The organism is Pontibacter litorisediminis (assembly GCF_029360645.1).
GTDB lineage: Bacteria > Bacteroidota > Bacteroidia > Cytophagales > Hymenobacteraceae > Pontibacter > Pontibacter litorisediminis.
Genome location: NZ_JARDUA010000003.1, coordinates 587560 through 605355 on the forward strand (window position 1 = coordinate 587560; position 17796 = coordinate 605355).

General features: G+C 53.0%; 21 protein-coding genes. 11 read left to right on the top strand and 10 right to left on the bottom strand.

All coding sequences use genetic code 11. The features are described 5' to 3' along the window. Positions 1–68: 68 nt before the first annotated feature. From PXG97_RS12500 to crcB, 4 genes are all read left to right on the top strand, one after another. Complete coding sequence (locus PXG97_RS12500) at positions 69–551, top strand: GNAT family N-acetyltransferase (protein ID WP_276498085.1); 483 nt, start codon at positions 69–71, stop codon at positions 549–551. After that, the gene (locus PXG97_RS12505; protein WP_276498086.1) at positions 548–1174 is read left to right on the top strand and encodes a class I SAM-dependent DNA methyltransferase; all 627 of its coding nucleotides are present in this window, start codon (positions 548–550) and stop codon (positions 1172–1174) included. Before PXG97_RS12500 ends, PXG97_RS12505 begins: the two co-directional genes overlap by 4 nt. 399 nt (positions 1175–1573) lie before the next feature. After that, entirely contained in the window at positions 1574–2005 is a 432-nt protein-coding gene (locus PXG97_RS12510) for a VOC family protein (RefSeq protein ID WP_276498087.1), read from the top strand. A gap of 252 nt (positions 2006–2257) precedes the next feature. Next, positions 2258–2629: a fluoride efflux transporter CrcB gene (gene crcB / locus PXG97_RS12515; RefSeq protein WP_276498088.1), complete on the top strand. Its 372-nt coding sequence runs from the start codon at positions 2258–2260 to the stop codon at positions 2627–2629. 3 nt (positions 2630–2632) lie between these two features. Here the strand turns inward: crcB and PXG97_RS12520 are convergent, their stop codons facing one another. Then, positions 2633–2947: a winged helix-turn-helix transcriptional regulator gene (locus PXG97_RS12520; protein ID WP_276498089.1), complete on the bottom strand. Its 315-nt coding sequence runs from the start codon at positions 2945–2947 to the stop codon at positions 2633–2635. Between the two features lie 120 nt (positions 2948–3067). Between PXG97_RS12520 and PXG97_RS12525 the strand changes: the two genes are divergently transcribed. Both PXG97_RS12525 and PXG97_RS21495 read left to right on the top strand, forming a co-directional pair. Next, a complete protein-coding gene (locus tag PXG97_RS12525) occupies positions 3068–3979 on the top strand; it encodes a ClpXP adapter SpxH family protein (RefSeq protein ID WP_276498090.1) in 912 nt (303 codons plus the stop codon). A gap of 206 nt (positions 3980–4185) precedes the next feature. Continuing rightward, complete coding sequence (locus PXG97_RS21495; RefSeq protein ID WP_476745345.1) at positions 4186–4437, top strand: DKNYY domain-containing protein; 252 nt, start codon at positions 4186–4188, stop codon at positions 4435–4437. A gap of 69 nt (positions 4438–4506) precedes the next feature. Here PXG97_RS21495 and PXG97_RS12530 read toward each other — a convergent pair whose 3' ends face one another. The 4 genes from PXG97_RS12530 to PXG97_RS12545 form a co-directional block, all read right to left on the bottom strand. Further along, positions 4507–5136 (bottom strand): peroxiredoxin, encoded by a 630-nt coding sequence (locus PXG97_RS12530; RefSeq protein ID WP_276498091.1) that lies wholly within the window; start codon positions 5134–5136, stop codon positions 4507–4509. Between the two features lie 32 nt (positions 5137–5168). After that, the gene (locus PXG97_RS12535) at positions 5169–5624 is read right to left on the bottom strand and encodes a Fur family transcriptional regulator (RefSeq protein ID WP_276498092.1); all 456 of its coding nucleotides are present in this window, start codon (positions 5622–5624) and stop codon (positions 5169–5171) included. A 161-nt stretch (positions 5625–5785) separates the two neighbouring features. Next, positions 5786–6559, bottom strand: a complete 774-nt coding sequence (locus PXG97_RS12540; protein ID WP_276498093.1) for an enoyl-CoA hydratase-related protein — start codon at positions 6557–6559, stop codon at positions 5786–5788. A 65-nt stretch (positions 6560–6624) separates the two neighbouring features. Then, positions 6625–7899, bottom strand: coding sequence for an aspartate kinase (locus PXG97_RS12545; protein WP_276498094.1), 1275 nt, complete (start codon positions 7897–7899; stop codon positions 6625–6627). An 85-nt stretch (positions 7900–7984) separates the two neighbouring features. Between PXG97_RS12545 and fbp the strand changes: the two genes are divergently transcribed. Continuing rightward, the gene (gene fbp, locus PXG97_RS12550) at positions 7985–8992 is read left to right on the top strand and encodes a class 1 fructose-bisphosphatase (RefSeq protein ID WP_276498095.1); all 1008 of its coding nucleotides are present in this window, start codon (positions 7985–7987) and stop codon (positions 8990–8992) included. 83 nt (positions 8993–9075) lie between these two features. On the opposite strand, the gene PXG97_RS12555 is transcribed toward fbp, so the two are convergent. From PXG97_RS12555 to yihA, 4 genes are all read right to left on the bottom strand, one after another. Beyond that, complete coding sequence (locus tag PXG97_RS12555) at positions 9076–9384, bottom strand: hypothetical protein (RefSeq protein WP_276498096.1); 309 nt, start codon at positions 9382–9384, stop codon at positions 9076–9078. Positions 9385–9523: 139 nt separating this feature from the next. Then, a complete protein-coding gene (locus tag PXG97_RS12560; RefSeq protein WP_276498097.1) occupies positions 9524–10024 on the bottom strand; it encodes a DUF5606 family protein in 501 nt (166 codons plus the stop codon). A 20-nt stretch (positions 10025–10044) separates the two neighbouring features. Next, on the bottom strand, positions 10045–10449 hold the full coding sequence (locus PXG97_RS12565) for an energy transducer TonB (RefSeq protein ID WP_276498098.1): 405 nt from the start codon (positions 10447–10449) through the stop codon (positions 10045–10047). 75 nt (positions 10450–10524) lie between these two features. Next, positions 10525–11133: a ribosome biogenesis GTP-binding protein YihA/YsxC gene (gene yihA / locus PXG97_RS12570; RefSeq protein ID WP_276498099.1), complete on the bottom strand. Its 609-nt coding sequence runs from the start codon at positions 11131–11133 to the stop codon at positions 10525–10527. A 566-nt stretch (positions 11134–11699) separates the two neighbouring features. Here yihA and PXG97_RS12575 point away from each other — a divergent pair. From PXG97_RS12575 to PXG97_RS12590, 4 genes are all read left to right on the top strand, one after another. Further along, the gene (locus PXG97_RS12575; protein WP_276498100.1) at positions 11700–13691 is read left to right on the top strand and encodes an OmpA family protein; all 1992 of its coding nucleotides are present in this window, start codon (positions 11700–11702) and stop codon (positions 13689–13691) included. Positions 13692–13847: 156 nt separating this feature from the next. Continuing rightward, positions 13848–14570: a bifunctional demethylmenaquinone methyltransferase/2-methoxy-6-polyprenyl-1,4-benzoquinol methylase UbiE gene (gene ubiE / locus PXG97_RS12580; protein ID WP_276498101.1), complete on the top strand. Its 723-nt coding sequence runs from the start codon at positions 13848–13850 to the stop codon at positions 14568–14570. Next, on the top strand, positions 14519–15283 hold the full coding sequence (porT, locus tag PXG97_RS12585; RefSeq protein ID WP_276498102.1) for a type IX secretion/gliding motility protein PorT/SprT: 765 nt from the start codon (positions 14519–14521) through the stop codon (positions 15281–15283). Before ubiE ends, porT begins: the two co-directional genes overlap by 52 nt. Before the next feature lie 3 nt (positions 15284–15286). Next, positions 15287–16039, top strand: a complete 753-nt coding sequence (locus tag PXG97_RS12590; protein ID WP_276498103.1) for an SDR family NAD(P)-dependent oxidoreductase — start codon at positions 15287–15289, stop codon at positions 16037–16039. Positions 16040–16159: 120 nt separating this feature from the next. On the opposite strand, the gene PXG97_RS12595 is transcribed toward PXG97_RS12590, so the two are convergent. Beyond that, positions 16160–17788 carry a hypothetical protein gene (locus tag PXG97_RS12595; RefSeq protein ID WP_276498104.1) on the bottom strand — a complete coding sequence of 543 codons (1629 nt, stop codon included), beginning with the start codon at positions 17786–17788 and terminating at the stop codon, positions 16160–16162. Between the last annotated feature and the right edge of the window lie 8 nt (positions 17789–17796).

The following is a 17796-nucleotide window of genomic DNA, read 5'->3' on the forward strand; positions in this document are numbered from 1 at the left end:
TTGAGCGCTGGCTAATATCAAACAGAAGCAATTTTGATTAGCTTAAGGCTTCCAAGTATAAGAACCTCATGTCACTCCACATCCGGCCTATTCAAGCATCCGACAACGAGCCGCTGGCAACGCTGATCCGCACTGTTTTCCGGGAGTTTAAAATCGATAAACCCGGCACCGTGTATACCGATCCCACCACCGATGCGCTGTATCAACTTTTCCAAAACCCGGGCAGCGCCTACTTTGTTGCTGAAGAAAATGGAGTGATGATAGGCGGTTGCGGCGTGTTCCCTACTGACGGACTGCCGGAGGACTGTGCCGAGCTGGTGAAATTTTACCTCACTGCCGAGGCCCGGGGCAAGGGTGTTGGCAACAAACTGATGCAGGAAAGTATAGCAGCCGCCAAGGCGCTCGGTTATAAACAGTTATACTTAGAGTCGTTTCCGGAGCTGGCTAAAGCCGTATCTATGTATGAGAAAGCAGGCTTCAGGCCTTTGCCGCAAGCACTCGGTAACTCCGGCCACTATGCCTGCACCATATGGATGCTGAAAGAACTATGAGCATACAACAAGCCTATAACCATTGGGCCCCGCAGTACGACACCAACAAGAACCGCACCCGCGACCTGGAGGCTGTGGCTCTGCGCGCCACGCTGAAAAGTATAAGTTTTGAGCGATGCCTGGAGATTGGCTGCGGCACGGGCAAAAACACCGAGTGGCTGGTACGGAAGGCCATGCACGTAACGGCCTTAGACCTGTCGGAGGAGATGCTGGAACGGGCCAAAAAGAAGGTGAGCTCCAACAAGGCGGAATTTATACTTGCCGACATCACCCAGAACTGGAGTTTTGTTACGCAGCCGTACGACCTCGTGGGCTTTAGCCTGGTGCTGGAGCACATCGCGGACCTGGAGTATATTTTTAAGCAGGCGGCCCTTGCGCTGAACCACGGCGGGCACGTGTACATCGGCGAACTGCACCCTTTTAAGCAGTACAGCGGTACCAAGGCCCGCTTCGACACGGAGGAGGGAAGGCAGGAAGTGGAGTGCTACACCCATCATGTGTCGGATTTTGTGCAAGCCGCCCGGCAGAATGGCCTCCGGCTGGTGGATGTAAACGAGTACTTCGACGGCAACGACCGCACCACCATACCCCGCATCCTGACTATACTCTTACAGAAAGTATAGGCCCGAATTTTAACTGCCTTTTTAACACGAGGTGCGACTGAGACATCAACTGAAAGCCTTCCCCCTCTAACGCCTGCTTAGTGGGGATTTTTGAATAAAGCACTAAAAGCTTTAGCCACTGTGGTCCTCTCATGGAGTAGTTTGCGCAGGAACCTAACGGCCCTACCTGCTGGGAGGAGCCGGGATAAGCACAACTTCAGCTTTTTAGGTAAGGGTATTTCCCCAATGTATACTTCGGATCCAGGGAAAATAGTAAAGCGCCATGTGTAGCGGCAAATGCTTTATTATCTTATATTTGGCGAGGACTATATACGCAGCAGATACTGGCAAGGCTTCGGAAGCGCGAAGGTATACTGCGGCACTTTACTTGTCTGAACTCTAACCTAATAAACCAATAACATGGCATCTATCAGCCCTTACCTAACCTTTGCAGGCAACTGTGAGGAAGCTTTCAGCTTTTACCAATCCGTATTCGGGGGCGACTTCCCCTACGTAGGCCGTTTTAAAGACATGCCTTCCGAGACCCCGATCCCGGAGGAAGAAGGAAACAAGATCATGCACATTTCCTTGCCGATCAGCAAGGAAACCACGTTGATGGGCAGCGATTCTTCAGAGGCATTCGGGCATGCTACTGTGATGGGCAACAACTTCTCCATCTCCATCAATGCAGACAACGAAGACGAAGCCAAGCGTTTGTTTAATGGCTTGTCAGAAGGAGGCAAGGTAACGATGCCGCTGAACAAAACTTTCTGGGGCGCGCTGTTCGGTATGTTTACCGATAAGTTCGGCATCCAGTGGATGGTTAATTATGATTATGAGCAGAAGCACTAAATAGCACAAATTGCAATCAAACCACTCCTAACCCCTCTTAGGAGGGGAACTTTATACCTTTGGCGCGGGCATTCTCGTTCGCGACCAGCTACAGGGTGAGCCATCGACCCAGCCTAGTCACAGATGCGATAGGTTACAAGATGCGGCACTAACGCCCGCGCCGGAATCTAGCAAGTGAAATTGCCTTTCTCAGCGGAATGGGTTTCATTTTAGAAGTATTATTATCGCAACTTAAGTTACGTACCCATTTTGATGAAAATACTTTTAGTTGTAGGGGCCGGCAGCTTTATAGGCGGCGTACTGCGTTACCTGCTCACCCTGTTTATCCAAACCCGTGCTGCCATTGCTTTTCCGTTTGGCACCTTAGGGGTCAACCTTATCGGCTGCTTTCTGATGGGGTTGGTTTTTGCGCTGATTACAAGGGGAGATATATCCGGGGAGTGGCGCCCGTTCTTGGCTACCGGCATACTTGGGGGCTTCACTACCTTTTCCGCTTTCTCGCTGGAGTCGGTTAGCCTGTTGCAGGCAGGGCAGTACGGGCAGGCTGTACTTTATATTCTGGCCAGTGTAATGCTGGGCCTGCTGGCTACTTCTGCCGGTATATGGCTGGTAAAGCTGGCGTAAGCGCTAGCTCAGGAATCCTTCCATACTTCGGAACACCGTCACCATCGCCCGCCCTCGCTCCGACAAAGTGTACTCTATGTGCAGGGGCTTTTCTTGCACCACCGTCTTCACCAGAATATCTGCTTCCTCCATCTCTTTCAGCGCCGTCGCCACCGATTGCTTGTTGGAGCCCGGCAGCTGGCGCAGCAGAGCGTTAAACCGCACCGGCCCGTCCAGCGCCAGCCGGAAAATCTGCGGCTTCCATTTCCCCGATAGTTGCTTCAGGATGCTTTCGGCGGGGCAGTTCGCCTCCTCCTGCTGTAAATTGTTGGTGGTCATGTTTTTTTGACTAATTGACTCTCCTAAAGTATAGCCTGACCTTTGTGAAAGAATTTCAAGAGGACCAGTTGCTTTGCTAACAGGCCGGCTTTTACAAAGTTTAACTAAGATAAGAAGACCATGGAGACGAAACCAACGATGCATTGTGATATGGAGACCGGTGTTTGCGAAATACCGGCAACACAGGCAACCACTGAAGACAATACCATTGCCGCAGACCGAAAGCCGATCAAGCTGCTATACTTTACCGACCCGATCTGCTCTTCGTGCTGGGGCATCGACCCGCAACTAAAGAAACTGGCGCTGGAGTATGGGCCATACTTTGAGGTGGAGTACCGTATGGGTGGGCTATTGCCTAGCTGGGAGACCTACGGCGGTCGCGATGTGAACGGCCCTGCCAGCGTAGCCCAGCACTGGGAAGAGGCCGGTGCCCACTACGAAATGCCCATAGACGGCGACCTGTGGCTGGAAGACCCGCTGCCGTCTTCTTACCCGCCTTCCATCGCCTTTAAGGCAGCCCAACTGCAGGGCGAGGCCAAAGCTGTGAAGTTCCTGCGAAGAATCAAGGAGATGGTCTTCCTGGAGAAGAAAAACATTGCCCGCTGGGAAAATCTGGCGCTGGCTGCCGAACAAACCGGTTTGGATGTAGCAAAGTTTAAGGCTGATTTTGAGGGCAAAGCTGTGGAGCTCTTCCAGCAGGATCTGGCGCTGGCGCGTCAGCTGGGCGTGCGCGGTTTCCCGACCATCTTTGTGACTGACGAGAACGATAACCGCGTGCTGGTATACGGCTCCCGCCCTTACGAGCAGTATGAGCAGGCGCTGCTGCAGCTGCACCCGGAGGCAAAGAAGCAGGTGTACGAAACGGCCTATACAACCCTTTTCGCCAAGTATAGCACGCTTACCACCAAAGAGTTTGCCGTAATTTCCGGAATGAAAACCGGTGAGGCGGAAGCTTACCTGCAGGAGCTGCACGCACAGGGCAAGATCGGGAAGTATGCTTCCAAGAACGGTGCGCTGTGGTTGAAGCAGTAAGCCGGACAGAGCAAAGTATAAAAACAAAAAAGCCCCGGCACATGCCGGGGCTTTTTTGTTTATGGAAGACTCTTCCTATACTTATACCTTACTTGCGCAATGGATATTAATGAGTATGTTCCCTTTGCTCTTCGGGATTTGCAATCCCGAAGTTCCTGTTACAAGGATTTGCAATCCGCCTCTTTACGTTTGCCGCAGCTCGGCAACTGGCAAAGAATAAAAACCGGATTATAAATCCTGATAGTAACTTACTTTCGGATTGCAAATCCGAAAGAGCGGTGGTAAGAACCTATAAGCCGTTGGAGCTAGGTTTTGGTAAAGACGCCAAGCATGTATTCCACGAGTCCAAACTATTGAAAGGAGTAGATCCAAATAGCTTTAGAAAAGTCAGCAAGTTTGGAATAGAGTATCAAGATGATCTTGGAAATAAATTTGACTGGGAGGGTAACAGATTGTAAAGTATGAATCCATAAACAAAAAGCCCCAGCAATTTGCCGGGGCTTTTCTATCAATAAGTCGCTTAAAGCTTAGTGCTTTGCCAGGTAGTTAGAAACACCTTCTTTAGTAGCCTGCATGGCTTCTTTGCCTTCAGACCAGTTGGCTGGGCAAACTTCGCCTTTCTCCTCAAAGTACTGCAGGGCGTCTACCATACGCAGGGCCTCATCAATAGAGCGGCCAAGCGGCAGGTCGTTCACAACCTGGTGACGAACTACGCCTTCTTTGTCGATCAGGAACAGACCGCGGTAAGCAACGGGCTCACCTACGAAAGTAACCTCACCTTCCTCGTTGTACTCGTAGTGACCAGCCAGCACGTCGTAGTTCTGGGCGATAGTCTTAGAAGCATCTGCTACAAGCGGGTAGTTTACACCCTCGATGCCACCCTGCTCGCGCGGAGTGTTCAGCCATGCGAAGTGAGAGAAGTGCGTGTCGGTAGAGCAACCTACTACAGCTACACCTTTGCGCTCAAACTCTTCCATTTTGTCCTGGAAGGCGATGATCTCTGTTGGGCACACAAACGTGAAGTCCATTGGGTAGAAATAGAAAAGTACGTGCTTCTTGCCAATGTACTGCTCCAGTGAGAAGTTCTCTACAAATTCTCCGTTCTCTACGGCTGTTGCTTTGAAAGAAGGTGCTTTTTTACCTACTAATACTGCCATGTGTTATTTGGTTTTTAGGGTTTTTGAAAAATCTATTTTGAAACTCGTGTAATGCTGATTTGTTTGTCGGGCTCCACTTTATTGCCGGTTAGCTGCACCGAGACTCCTTTTATCTCAAAGTTTTCCAGCTTTCGCTTGCTGAAGAACTCCGTTAGCAGCTGCTCCAGCTCCTCATCCTCGAAGTCCACAATCTCTTTGGTTTTGCTGCAGAAGATGTGGTTATGCACGTGCGTATTGGCATCGTAGCGCTTGCCACCTTTCTCCGAGAGCGCCCGCTTGATCAGGCCGGTTTCTACAAACGTGTCGAGCGTTTTGTAAACCGTGCCCAACGAGATAGTGGGATTAGCGGGCTTCAGATGCTGGTGCACATCCTCGGCGGTAGGGTGGTGCCCATGCAGCGCCGTCACCGACTCGAGCACCACAATGCGCTGGTGCGTAGCCTTCAGGCCACCCTCCGTCAGGCGCTGTCGTAGTTCGTCTCGTGTCATGTTTTGCTGCATACTAGATAAGAATGTTTCTTAACTAGGAAAAGTTCCTGCAAAGGTAGGGATGATAGTTAAGAGTTAAAAGTGAAAAGTTATGAGTTTTGATGACGAATGCTATACAAGTATAACTCTTCACTCATAACTTTTAGCTCTCAACTAATGGCCTACCGGCCTTTAAAATCCGGCCTGCGCTTCTCCACAAAGGCATTCATGCCCTCGGTCTGGTCTTCAGAGGCGAAACAGAGGTAGAAGTTCTTGCGCTCAAAGTATAAGCCTTCATCTAGGTTGGTCTCGAACGAGCGGTTCACGGCTTCCTTGGCCAGCTTGGCCGCCACCGGCGACATCTGCGCTACCTCAGCGGCCAGCTTAAAGGCCTCGTCTAAGTATAGCTCCACCGGCACCACGCGGTTTATCAGGCCGTGCTTCTCGGCTTCTACAGCACTCATAAACTTGCCAGTCAGCACCATTTCCATGGCTTTGGCCTTGCCTATGGCCTTGGTCAGGCGTTGGGTGCCGCCGGCGCCTGGCATCACGCCGATCTTGATCTCCGGCTGTCCAAACTGCGCCGTTTCAGAGGCCACGATCATGTCGCAGGTCATGGCCAACTCACAGCCGCCGCCCAGGGCAAAGCCCGACACAGCCGCAATGATCGGTTTCTTGGTTTTGCGGATCTGGTCCCAGGTAGAGAACTGGTCGATGTTGAGCATGTCGATGGCGGTTTTGCCGGCCATTTGCTTGATGTCGGCGCCGGCGGCAAAGGCCCGCTCGTTACCCGTGATGATGATGGAGCGTACCTGGTCGTTTTCGTCCAGCTCTTTCAGCGCGTCGCGCAGCTCGCCCATGAGCTGCAGGTTCAGGGCGTTCAGCTCCTTGGGGCGGTTCAGTTGGATAAGCGCCACGTGCGGCTGCGCCTGCGGGGTTACAAGTATAAATTCCATAGTATGAGATTAGTTTCTGTTGATAGTTAAAGGTAGCTTTTTATAGACGGCCGCCAAAGTATAAACTACCGGCTCACGATCTGGAAAGTGGTGCGCGTGCGCTGCTCCAGCAGCACCTCCTTGCCTTCCAGGATGCGGTTTATACTGGCCGTATCGTAGTTCTTGATGGTATAAAGCTGCAGGTTGGTGTTGTAATGGATCACGAACTGGTCTTGCAGGGTTTGCATGAGCCGCTCCAGGCGCTCCTGGTTGTAATCCGTGCAGATGGAGAAGGAGATAGCCGAGTTCTGCATCAGGTTGATCTTGATCCGCAGCTCCGACAGTGCGTTAAAGATCGTGCCGAGGTTCTTCTCCGAGATGAAAGTAAAGTCCTTCACCCCAAACGACACCAGGCACTGCCTCTCTTTAATGATATAGGCCGGAGCCTGCACCTCAAAGCGGCAGTCGCATATTTTGGTGCCTTCGCCCTCTGGGTCCAGGAAAGACTTCACGTAGAGCGGTATCTTTCTGTTGGCAAGCGGCTTTATGGTTTTGGGGTGAATGACAGAGGCGCCGTAGTAAGCCATCTCCACCGTTTCCTGGTAGGATATCTCCGGGTAGCGCACCGTGTCGGGGAAGTACTTGGGGTCGGCGTTGAGCAGGCCGGCCACGTCTTTCCAGATCACCATTTCCGAGGCCTGGAGGCAGTAGGCAAAAATCGCGGCGCTGTAGTCGGAGCCCTCCCGGCCCAGGGTGGTGGTGAGGCCGTTGTTGGTGCCGCCCAAGAAGCCCTGTGTTACCACCAGCCCCTCCTGCAGCAGTTGGGGCACATCGCGGCGTATCAGCCGCTCGGTCCAGGCCCAATCAACCTTGCCTTCGCGCCAGTTGGTGTCGGTTTGGATGTACTTCCGGCTGTCTATTAGGGTGTTGTGTAAATCCTGTTCCGCCAGAAAATAATGCAGTATGGCAGAGGAAAAAAGTTCGCCAAAACTGACGGTTTGATCGTATACCCTATCAAAATTGTCGTTCGGGGTAATTGCCTGCAGCTGATGGTGCAGTAACTCAAACAGGTGCTCCAGCCGCTGATACACCTGGTGCTCCTGATCTGCGAACAGCTCGTGCAGCACCTGCAGGTGGTAGGCCTTCAGTTGCGCGACATCTGCGCTAAAGTCCTGTTGCTGGTAAGCCAGTCCGAGTGCTGCCTCCAGGGCATTGGTGGTTTTGCCCATGGCCGATACCACTACCAGCAGTTGGCGCTTGCCGCCCTGCGTTTTGATGATGCGGGCCAGGTTGCGAAACGATGCGGCGCTTTTAACGGATGCGCCCCCAAACTTGTATATTTTTATCCTTTCTATACTCATATAGTGTAAAATTAGGCATCATTCGGAATATAGCCTAAAAATGATATTTTTGTAAATTATAAGCTATAGTAAAATCTCACCACTTATGAATGAAAAACTCGGACTGCCTGTAGGCACCACGCTCGACAGGTTTATCATGAGAAAGCAAGAGGACTTCCCGTTCGCAACGGGGGAGTTGTCTCAGTTGCTTCGCGACATCGCGCTGGCGGCCAAGATCGTGAACCGCGAAATTAACCGTGCAGGCCTGCTGGATGTAACCGGCGCCTACGGCCAGCAGAACGTGCAGGGCGAGGACCAGCAGAAGCTGGACGTGATCGCAAACATCCGCTTTATACGTGCCCTGCGCAACGGCGGTGAGGTTTGCTCTATCATTTCGGAGGAAGAGGACGACGTGATCCAGACAGGCAACGTTCGCGGCAAGTATGTCGTGGCCATCGACCCGTTAGACGGCTCCTCCAACATCGATGTGAACGTGTCTATCGGTACCATCTTCTCGATCTACCGCCGCCTTTCCGACCAGGGCAGCGATGGCACCATGGAGGACTGCCTGCAGCCAGGCATGCGCCAAGTAGCGGCCGGCTACGTTATCTACGGCTCTTCTACGATGATGGTGTACACCACCGGCAACGGCGTAAACGGCTTCACCTACGATCCTACCCTGGGTGAGTTCTTCCTGTCGCACCCGAACATCTGCACACCAAAAACAGGTAAGATCTACTCCATCAACGAGGGAACCTACAACCTGTTTCCGGAAGGGGTGAAGCAGTATGTGCAGTATTGCAAGGACAACGAGTACTCGGCGCGGTATATCGGCTCGCTGGTAGGTGATTTCCACCGGAACCTGCTGAAGGGCGGTATTTACATCTATCCGTCTACGGCCAAGGCGCCCAAAGGAAAGCTGCGCCTGATGTACGAGTGCAACGCCCTGGCATTTATTGTAGAGCAGGCCGGCGGAAAGGCTACCAACGGGGCGGAACGCATCATGGAGCTTACGCCAACCGAACTGCACCAACGCTGCCCGCTGTTCATTGGATCTCCGGAGATGGTGGACAAGGCAGAGGAATTCCTGAAGGCCGAAGTGGCCGTGAACTAACCCAACACTAGCACATCTGGAATTAGTAATCAACAACAGTATCACAAAGGCAGAGGGCGTAAAGCTCTCTGCCTTTCTTGCTTTTAGCGGCCGCTGTACCGCAGCCTGAGCTCGGCCTTTTGTATCTCGCGCTTGAGTACAAGGCGGGCAATGCGCGTGGCGATAATCTCCTCGTCGGCATCCACCATGGCTTGTTTTACCTTGTGCTCATCCACATCAATGCGGTAAAGGATGTGCAGCAGCCGGTTGAAATCGTTGCGGAGCAGCTGCTGTATGATGTGCGCCAGCTTAAACTCCAGCGCCTCCAGGTTGGTGGACGGCAGGTTCTCCACCTCAAAAATGCGCTGCAGGTGGTTGGTGGTACCGGTAAGAATGGCAGGGGAGTGTGGCATAGGGCAAAGGTACTATACTTTAAAGGAAGTTGCTGAAAGTATAAATGACTACCTGCGGGAAAGGTTTACATGTGTATACTTAGGCAGCAAGAAAATTGGCTGCAAACAAAAAGCCCTCCGGTGTGGGAGGGCTTTTTGCTTATGCTTCTTTCTCTGATTTTTTCTTGGAAGCTTTCTTCTCGGCAGGGGCTTTCTCTTCGGCCGCCTCCTTGCCTTCCGTAGCCTTTGATTCAGACTTAGGCGCCTCGGTAAAGCCAACGTGCTTTCTCACGATGGCGTACCAGCTCACCAGCTTTTTCATATCGGATACATAAACGCGCTCCTCGTCGAAGTTTGGCAGCACATTGCCCATAAACTCCTTATAGTCTTCGTTTGTCGGCTTGTCGCCCAGCGGCAGGTTCTCGCCATACTTCTCGTTCACGCGGTCAAACACCTCGGCCAGCGGCACCGTGCCTTCTCCGTCTGTGGTGTAGATAGAGATCTCGTCGAGCAGCGACATGCGGTGGCGCGCCTGCGCTACCATTGTCTTAGGGGTGTCCTCCAGGCTCTCCAAGATCACGCCGGTGCGCGTAGGCTTCACTACACGGTAAAGGCCGCTCTGGCCCGAAACTGCTGCAACTTGTCTTAAATCAATAGGCATAGGTAATATGTCTGTTACGTTTATAATTTAAATACGATTGGGATGCTGGCGTCCACGCCAAAACCCGGCGCCTTGAACTTCAGCAGCTTGGCCACACGCAGGGCCTCCTCGCCGGTGCCGGCGCCAGCGTTGCGCAGCACCTTAAAATTAGAGGTAGAGCCGTCCGGGTTTAGGGTGAAGCTGACGATGCAATCGCCCTGCACACGGTTACGCTTGGCCAGCATAGGGTACTGCAGCTCTTTATAGATGGCCTGGTACATGGCTTCCTGGCCGCCTTCATAATACTCTGCCACCGGTATAGGCTTGTCCGGCGTCCAGATTTTGTCTTCTGCTGTAGCCTGAGCCTTGCCGCTGCTCTGTGCGTTTGCCGCCGTTACGGCAAGCATGGCAAATAAAATAAACAAAAATGAAATTCTGGTTCTCATAAGGGTAAACATTTAAAATTTTCTACATCACGGGGTCTGCTGCCACACTAGTAAATGCTAACCTTCCAGGGTTCCTCAGGGCTGGTTCTGCACCTGCGCGTTCACCTCATCTATAAAGGAAAGGATCTCGTCGCGGCCGATCTGCTTTTCTGAGGAAGTGCGGAACATCTGGGGCAGTTCTTCCCATGTTTCCCGCAGTTTACGCTTCCAGGCGGCTATGGTTGAGTCTGTCTTGATGGACGACTGCTTGTCGAGCTTGGTGAACACGATCACAAACGGCACACCCATGTTGCCGAGCTGGTGGATGAACTCCAGGTCCTGTGCCATAGGGTCGTGGCGGCTGTCTATCAGCACAAACACGCAGGTCAGGTTCTCCCGCTTCTGCAGGTAATAGTTGATCATGCGGCGCCACTCATCGCGCGAGCTCTTGCTCACTTTGGCGTAGCCGTAGCCCGGCAGGTCCACCAGGTACCACTCCTCATTGATAAGGAAGTGGTTGATGAGTTGGGTTTTGCCCGGCTGCCCCGAAGTTTTGGCAAGTTTCTTCTGCTCGGTAAGCATGTTGATGAGCGACGACTTGCCCACGTTCGAGCGCCCGATGAAGGCGTACTCCGGCTTGTCGGGGGTAGGGCAGGCCTCCACCTTGGTATTACTCATCAAGAACTTCGCTTCCTTAATAACCATGCTATAGCGTTTTGTGGTTGTGGTAAGGTTTACCCCGTTGTTGCCTTCAGCAAGCGAGGCGCCCCTCAGGCCTCCCTTTCTAAGGGAGGCGCAGTATATAAACCCCAAAGGTAGCAAATAAATTCGCCATGGCCGGCCACTCCTCTAACGCCGGCTGCTGGTCTAACGCATAAACAGGTAGAACATTTTACAGGCACACTTCCCTGTCCAGCACTTATATAGCCTGTGGCTTAGTTAAAGTTGTCTGATTTTTGGAAAAAAATATCGTTTGTTAATATAATATATTGTATATATTTGCTCTTGATTCAATTTCGTGTGAGTAACTTTATACCTACGCCTGCTTAGTTGGCAGGTCGCCGAAGAGCCCGCTTACTCTTTCTCGGCGGACAGAACGTGCACAGGCCAAAAGTTTTATGGGGGAGATATAAATTTGACATATACTAAAATTTATATATCTCGTATAGATGCTGGATAATCTTTGTCAGCCTGCTAGAGGCTACACCGTATCCGGGAGATTTTTACAATCACCACTAACATTAAGGAAAGTATAACAAACCCTTTTTCACATGAATTATTTAGCCAAATCGCTCTCGCGGGGTTCTCTGATGCTTGCCATGGCCTGCCTTATGGCAGGGTCTGTATCTGGCCAAAGCACCAGAAAACAATTGCGAACTGCCAACAAGTTTTTCAAACAGGAAAACTACCGTGCTGCGCTCCCTTATTACGATCAGGTGCTGACGGCCGACCCTAACAACGCCAAGGCTCTTTACTTTGCCGGTATCAGCTACCTGACCTTCGACAAGGAAAAGTCGGCGGACTACCTGTACCGTGCTGCAGAGCTGAACCCGAAGGTAGACAAGGAGCTGGAGTACTGGCTGGGCCGTACCGACCACATCAACTACCGTTTTGATAACGCTATTGAGCATTTCCAGAACTATCAGAAAACCATCAAGCCTCGCAACGTAGAGCGCAAGGAGGAAGTGGCGCAACTGATCCAGTACGCGAAAAACGCGAAGCGTGAAGTGGCTAACCCGAAGGATGTGTTTGTTAAAAACCTGGGCGGTGATGTAAACACCGCTTTCTCGGAGCACAGCCCGGTAATCTCCTCTGACTATAACTACCTGCTGTTTACCTCCCGCTCAGAGGAGGCTACAGGCGGCAAGGCCGCTGCAGACGGTGAGTACTACGAGGATATTTTCGAGACCACCCGCACCGGGGAAGACTCCTGGGAGAAGCCGCGTATTGTGCCTGGAGCCCTGAACAGCGCCGGCCACGATGCCTCTATCCAGCTGTTCGACAACGATACAAAGCTGCTGCTGTACCAATCAGTTAACAACGGCGACATTATGGTGTCGGAGCGCCAGCCGGACGGAAGCTGGGGTACACCTAAGAGCATCAGCGATAAAGTGAATACCCGCGACTTCGAGTCTGACGCCTACATTACGCCAGACGGCACTACGCTGTTCTTCTCTACCAGCCACTACTCCGAAAACGGTGACCTGGACATTTACATGGTGCAGCGCGACAAGAACGGTAACTGGGGTAACCCGAAGAGCCTTGGCAAAACCATCAACAGCCGCTACGATGAGGACAGCCCATACCTGTCTGCTGACGGCACGCTGTTCTTTGCCTCACGCGGACACAACAGCATGGGAGGCTACGATATCTTCGCCTCTAAGTATGACTCGGTGGCACGCCGCTGGGCCAGACCTGAAAACCTAGGCTCTCCGATCAACACGCCGGATGACGATACCTACTACCGCCTGGCTCCAGACGGAAGCTACGCCTACCTGTCGTCTTACCGCATCGGTGGCTACGGCGAGAAGGATATCTACACCATCAACTACATAAAGAACGCACAGGTGAAAGGCCGTGTGCTGGTGCAAGGCGACAGCACCCTGGCGTTGCCGGGCGTAGAGCTGACGTTTAACGGGCAGCAGGCGGATAACCGCCCAATCTCTTACCGTGACGTGAGCAAGCCGGATTCTGCCACATACAGTGTAAACATGCTGTCTGGCCGTAACTACCAGGTGCAGCTGTCTTTGGACGGCCAGGTGCTGGAGACGCAGGAGTTTGAGGTGCCTGTGGTGCTGGACGACACGACCACGATCAGGAAAGACTTCTTCGTGACGCTGGAGGACTCTACTGCCGCCCGTATCGCGAAACTTACACCGAGTGCCACTGTGGGCGACATCAAGATGGAGAACATCTACTTCGCTACAGACAAGTATGACCTGCGCCCAGAGGCTGTTCAGGAACTGGACAGAATCGCCGAGATCATGAAGGCTAACCCGACGCTGAACATCAGCATCGAAGGCCACACCGACTCTCGCGCCAGCGACTCTTACAACATGACCCTTGGCCAGAACCGTGCCGACGCCGCCTTCGACTACCTGGTGGGCAAAGGCATCTCTGCTAAGCGCATGGTAACCGTGAGCTACGGCGAGAGCAGACCAGCTGTGCCGAACACATCGGCTGATAACATGCAGCTGAACCGCAGAACGATCTTCCGTGTGCTGAAGCGCGACGAGATCCAGCAAGGACAGGAAGTGCAATAAGCAGAATCAGTTTGGCCTGAGTGCCGAAAGAACTATACTCCAGAAGCAGGCCGGGCAATTGCCCGGCCTGCTTTTTTTACATTTTGGAACATATTCTGCGGATTATAGTTTTAGGTACAGTATTTTTGCCTTATTACACTCATTTTATCCCAACCCATGGCGGTAGTTCCTTATAAAGACCAGAACGAGAACAAGAAGTCGCAGGTGGCCACGATGTTTAACAACATCGCCGGCAAGTATGATTTCCTGAACCACTTCCTGAGCGCTGGCATAGATATTATCTGGAGAAAGAAGGCCGTAAGCCTGCTGGCTCCCCAAAAGCCAAAGCAGGTGCTGGACATTGCCACCGGCACCGCCGACTTTGCCATCGAAACGCTGCGCCTGAACCCGGATAAAATCACTGGGGTGGACATCTCGGAGGGCATGTTAGCCGTAGGACGGGAGAAGCTGGCCAAGCGTGGCCTCACCAACAAAATCGAGCTGCAGTACGGCGACTCAGAGAACCTGCCGTTTGAGGACAATACCTTTGATGCCATCACGGTGGCCTTTGGCGTGCGCAACTTTGAGAACCTGGAGAAGGGCCTGGCAGAAATGCACCGCGTGCTGAAGCCGGGTGGAATGGCCGTGGTGCTGGAGTTCTCCAAGCCACGCAGCTTCCCGATGAAGCAGCTGTATCAATTTTATTTCAAGAATATACTACCAGTGGTAGGTAAACTCGTTTCTAAGGACAATGCTGCCTATACGTACCTGCCGGAGTCGGTGCAGGCATTCCCGGATGGGCAGAATTTCTTAAACATATACCAGAAAGTCGGATTCAGAAGCACGAAATGGCATTCACTCACATTTGGCATAAGCTCTATCTACACAGGCAAAAAATAGCTTTTGGCGGCCTGTTCCTACTTGCGTTGCTGCTTGGCGGCACTGCCCAGGCCCAGCAAAAGGTAAATGCCATCAACAAGCCCGGCTACGACGAGCGGCCCGTGCATTACGGGTTTTACCTGGCCCTGCCCCTCACTAAGTATAACCTGCAGCATTCGCAGGAGTATGTAGACCGTTTGCGGAACGGCAGTGAGGAGGCGATCAATCCTAAAAATGATATCGGGTTCTATACAGGCCTGGTGCTGAACGTCCGTTTGGCAGACTATCTGGATGCGCGCTTCGTGCCCGGTGTCGGCTTCTATAGCCGCACGATCGAGTTCAAGAACGTTGATATTGCGGAGGAGACGGCGGATGTGATGTTTGAAACGATCAGCAATACCATGATTGAGCTGCCGGTGCTGCTGAAGTACAAGGCCAAGCGCCGCTCTAACTACAGGCCCTACATGGTGGCGGGAGTAAAGCCAGGCATTGATTTGGGTAAGGGCAACAACGGGGCTAAAACGGATAACTTCCTGGAAGTAGAGAAATTCGACCTGGCGCTGGAGTACGGCATCGGCATCGATATCTTCTATCCTTACTTTAAGTTTGCCCCGGAGCTGCGCTTTTCGCACGGCCTCATGAACCAGCATAAGGTTCTGCCAAACAGTACCTACAGCAGGTCCATCGATAGACTAACCCACCACAACGTTTCACTCATACTTTTCTTTGAATAAGAGATGACCAGGATTGCATTTGTTACCGGGGCTACCTCGGGCATTGGGCTTGCCACTGCCATAGAGTTGGCGCAAAAAGGATACCGCATCATCGCCACGGGCCGCCGTCAGGAGCGCCTGCAGGAACTGCAGCAGAAACTGGGCGCCGACAGAGTATACCCGCTTGTATTTGACGTGCGCGACAAGGAAGCCATTGTGGAGGCCGTTGCTTCGCTGCCGGAGGCGTGGAGGCAGGTGGAGGTGCTGGTGAACAATGCCGGTAACGCTCACGGCCTGGCGCCGGTACAGGATGGCTCCCTGGACGATTGGGATGCCATGATCGACATCAACGTAAAGGGGCTGTTGTACGTGACGAAAGCCGTGCTGCCGTTGATGCAGGAGCAGGGCAAGGGCCACATCGTAAATATCGGATCTATTGCCGGTAAAGAAGTATATGCAAATGGCAACGTGTATTGTGCCTCTAAACATGCCGTGGATGCGCTTTCCAAAGCCATGCGCATCGACCTGGTGCAGCAAGGCATCAAAGTATCAGAGGTGAACCCGGGCCTGGTGGAGACTGAGTTTTCCGAGGTGCGCTTTAAAGGGGATACAGAGCGAGCGGCCTCCGTGTATAAAGGCTTCGAGCCGCTGCAGGCCCAGGATATTGCCGAGCTAATCAGCTTTATTGTGACGCGCCCTGCCCATGTGAACCTGGCGGAGGTACTGGTGCTGCCAGCCGCGCAGGCCTCATCTACCATTGTAGTGAAAGAGCAGTAAGCTGACAAAATATAAAGTATAGATCCCCGCCTCCCTGAAGTATAAAGTTCAGGGAGGCGGGGATTTGTATTTTTTGCAAAGCTCCGAGCCTTTCAGCCTCTCCCTAGCTTGTGTACTTGTTTAATCTAGGTAGTACCGCAGCAGCCAGCCTTCGGCATCAAAGTCCTTGGCTTTTTGGTCGTTGTCCAGCTTCACCTTTGCTTTTGGCGGCACATCCAATGTGTTGCGGTATTTTGTGTCCAGGATGTGCAGGCGTGGAGCAAGTTTGGTGCTGTTGGCCTCATACTTGTCTTCCCCAGCTCCACCCCATGCCTTTATCCTCAGCTTTGGTTTGGTGTCGCCGGTAAAGATTAACATGTCGTCCCCATTCAGCCCGTACAACTCCAGGAGCTGCGTTTCGGAGGGGTGGAAGAGGCGCCTGTAAATGAGTTGCTGCTCCTCGCCGTTCTTCAGTATCTTATACACCTGCACCAGCACAAGGCCATTGGGTTGCACCTCTACTACAAATCGCTCGTGCTTGTCGGTGCCCACTACCTGCACATGCCTGGCCAGGGTGGTGTAATAGTCGCGGGCCATTCGCGGCAGCTGATCGCGCCGGGCCTTTAGCTTGCTAATGAGAGGGGCAGCCGTGAGGTCCGCAATGGTGTCGGGCAGGGCCGTGAAGGCTTGCTCGATCACCTCATCCGTCAGGGCCTGCTGCAGGCTGTCTGCTATTTCCTGCCAGTCCTGCCACTCCAGCTGTGCCAGTATGAGTTCGTCCAGGTTGCGGCCGCTGCGGTTAAGCTTTTCCAGCTGTTTGGCGCTAACCGTCTTCTTAAACGATTGGAAGTGGGGTTTTACTCCAAAACGCTGCAATAGCCAAAGCACAGGGCCATCATCGATCTTGTAAAAGATGTTATCGCGGTCGCGCGGAATGGCTTTGTAAGTATAAGCGTTCTCATAGTGTTCCATCTCGGCCCAGCGCCAGTTGTCTTCGTGGCGGCTCCAGTCGCCAAGCAGCATGTCGAAGAGGCGCGAACGGAGAAACAGCCGGGCATCGAAGTGCGAGTCGTTGTCGGTGAGGCGTTCCTTTAGGGCGGAGCGGGAGCTCTTGACCTTGGGTGCGTTGCCCATGGGGCCATAATCAGACTGGTCGCTGGTGGGGCGGCGCTCCATCAGGGCCATGGTGCCACCCATCTGGTCCATGAACTCGCCCAGGCGCGGGTCGTGCGGCACATACACCAGCTCCGGCTCCAGGTAATGTATGCCTATCGCCTTGGCCATTGTGGGTAGTGCCAGCGGGGCGTAAGGGTTCGTCGCCGAGGTGGCGTCACGGACAAAGTCTGCCAGGTAGCTCTTCTGTAGCTTGGCGGGCAGTGCGCTGGCAGGTTCCTTATCCAGGGAGCGCACCACGTACTCGGTGCCCGTGCTGTCTTGCAGGCGCATGTTGATGGTCTGGCGGCTACCGCCCATCTGCAGTGGCTCGAGCCCTCCATAGGCCGTACCGATGTCCAGCACCGGCACCTCTACTGGGGTGGTCCAGGCGGAGCGGTAGTGTTTGCCGAAAAAGAAGGTGTGCAGGCGGCTGCGGCCATAGTGCTCGCCGGCGGCCAGGGTAAGGGTGCTGTCCGCATAGTTGGGCACAGTGGCGGGCATATGAGGTGGGGCAGGAACCTGTTGCACACTGTGGGTAAAGCGCTCACTACAGGCAAGCAGGCTCGTGAAAGCCAGCATCCAGAGTAGAAAATGTTTAATCCTTGTGAAAGCCATGCGTGTGC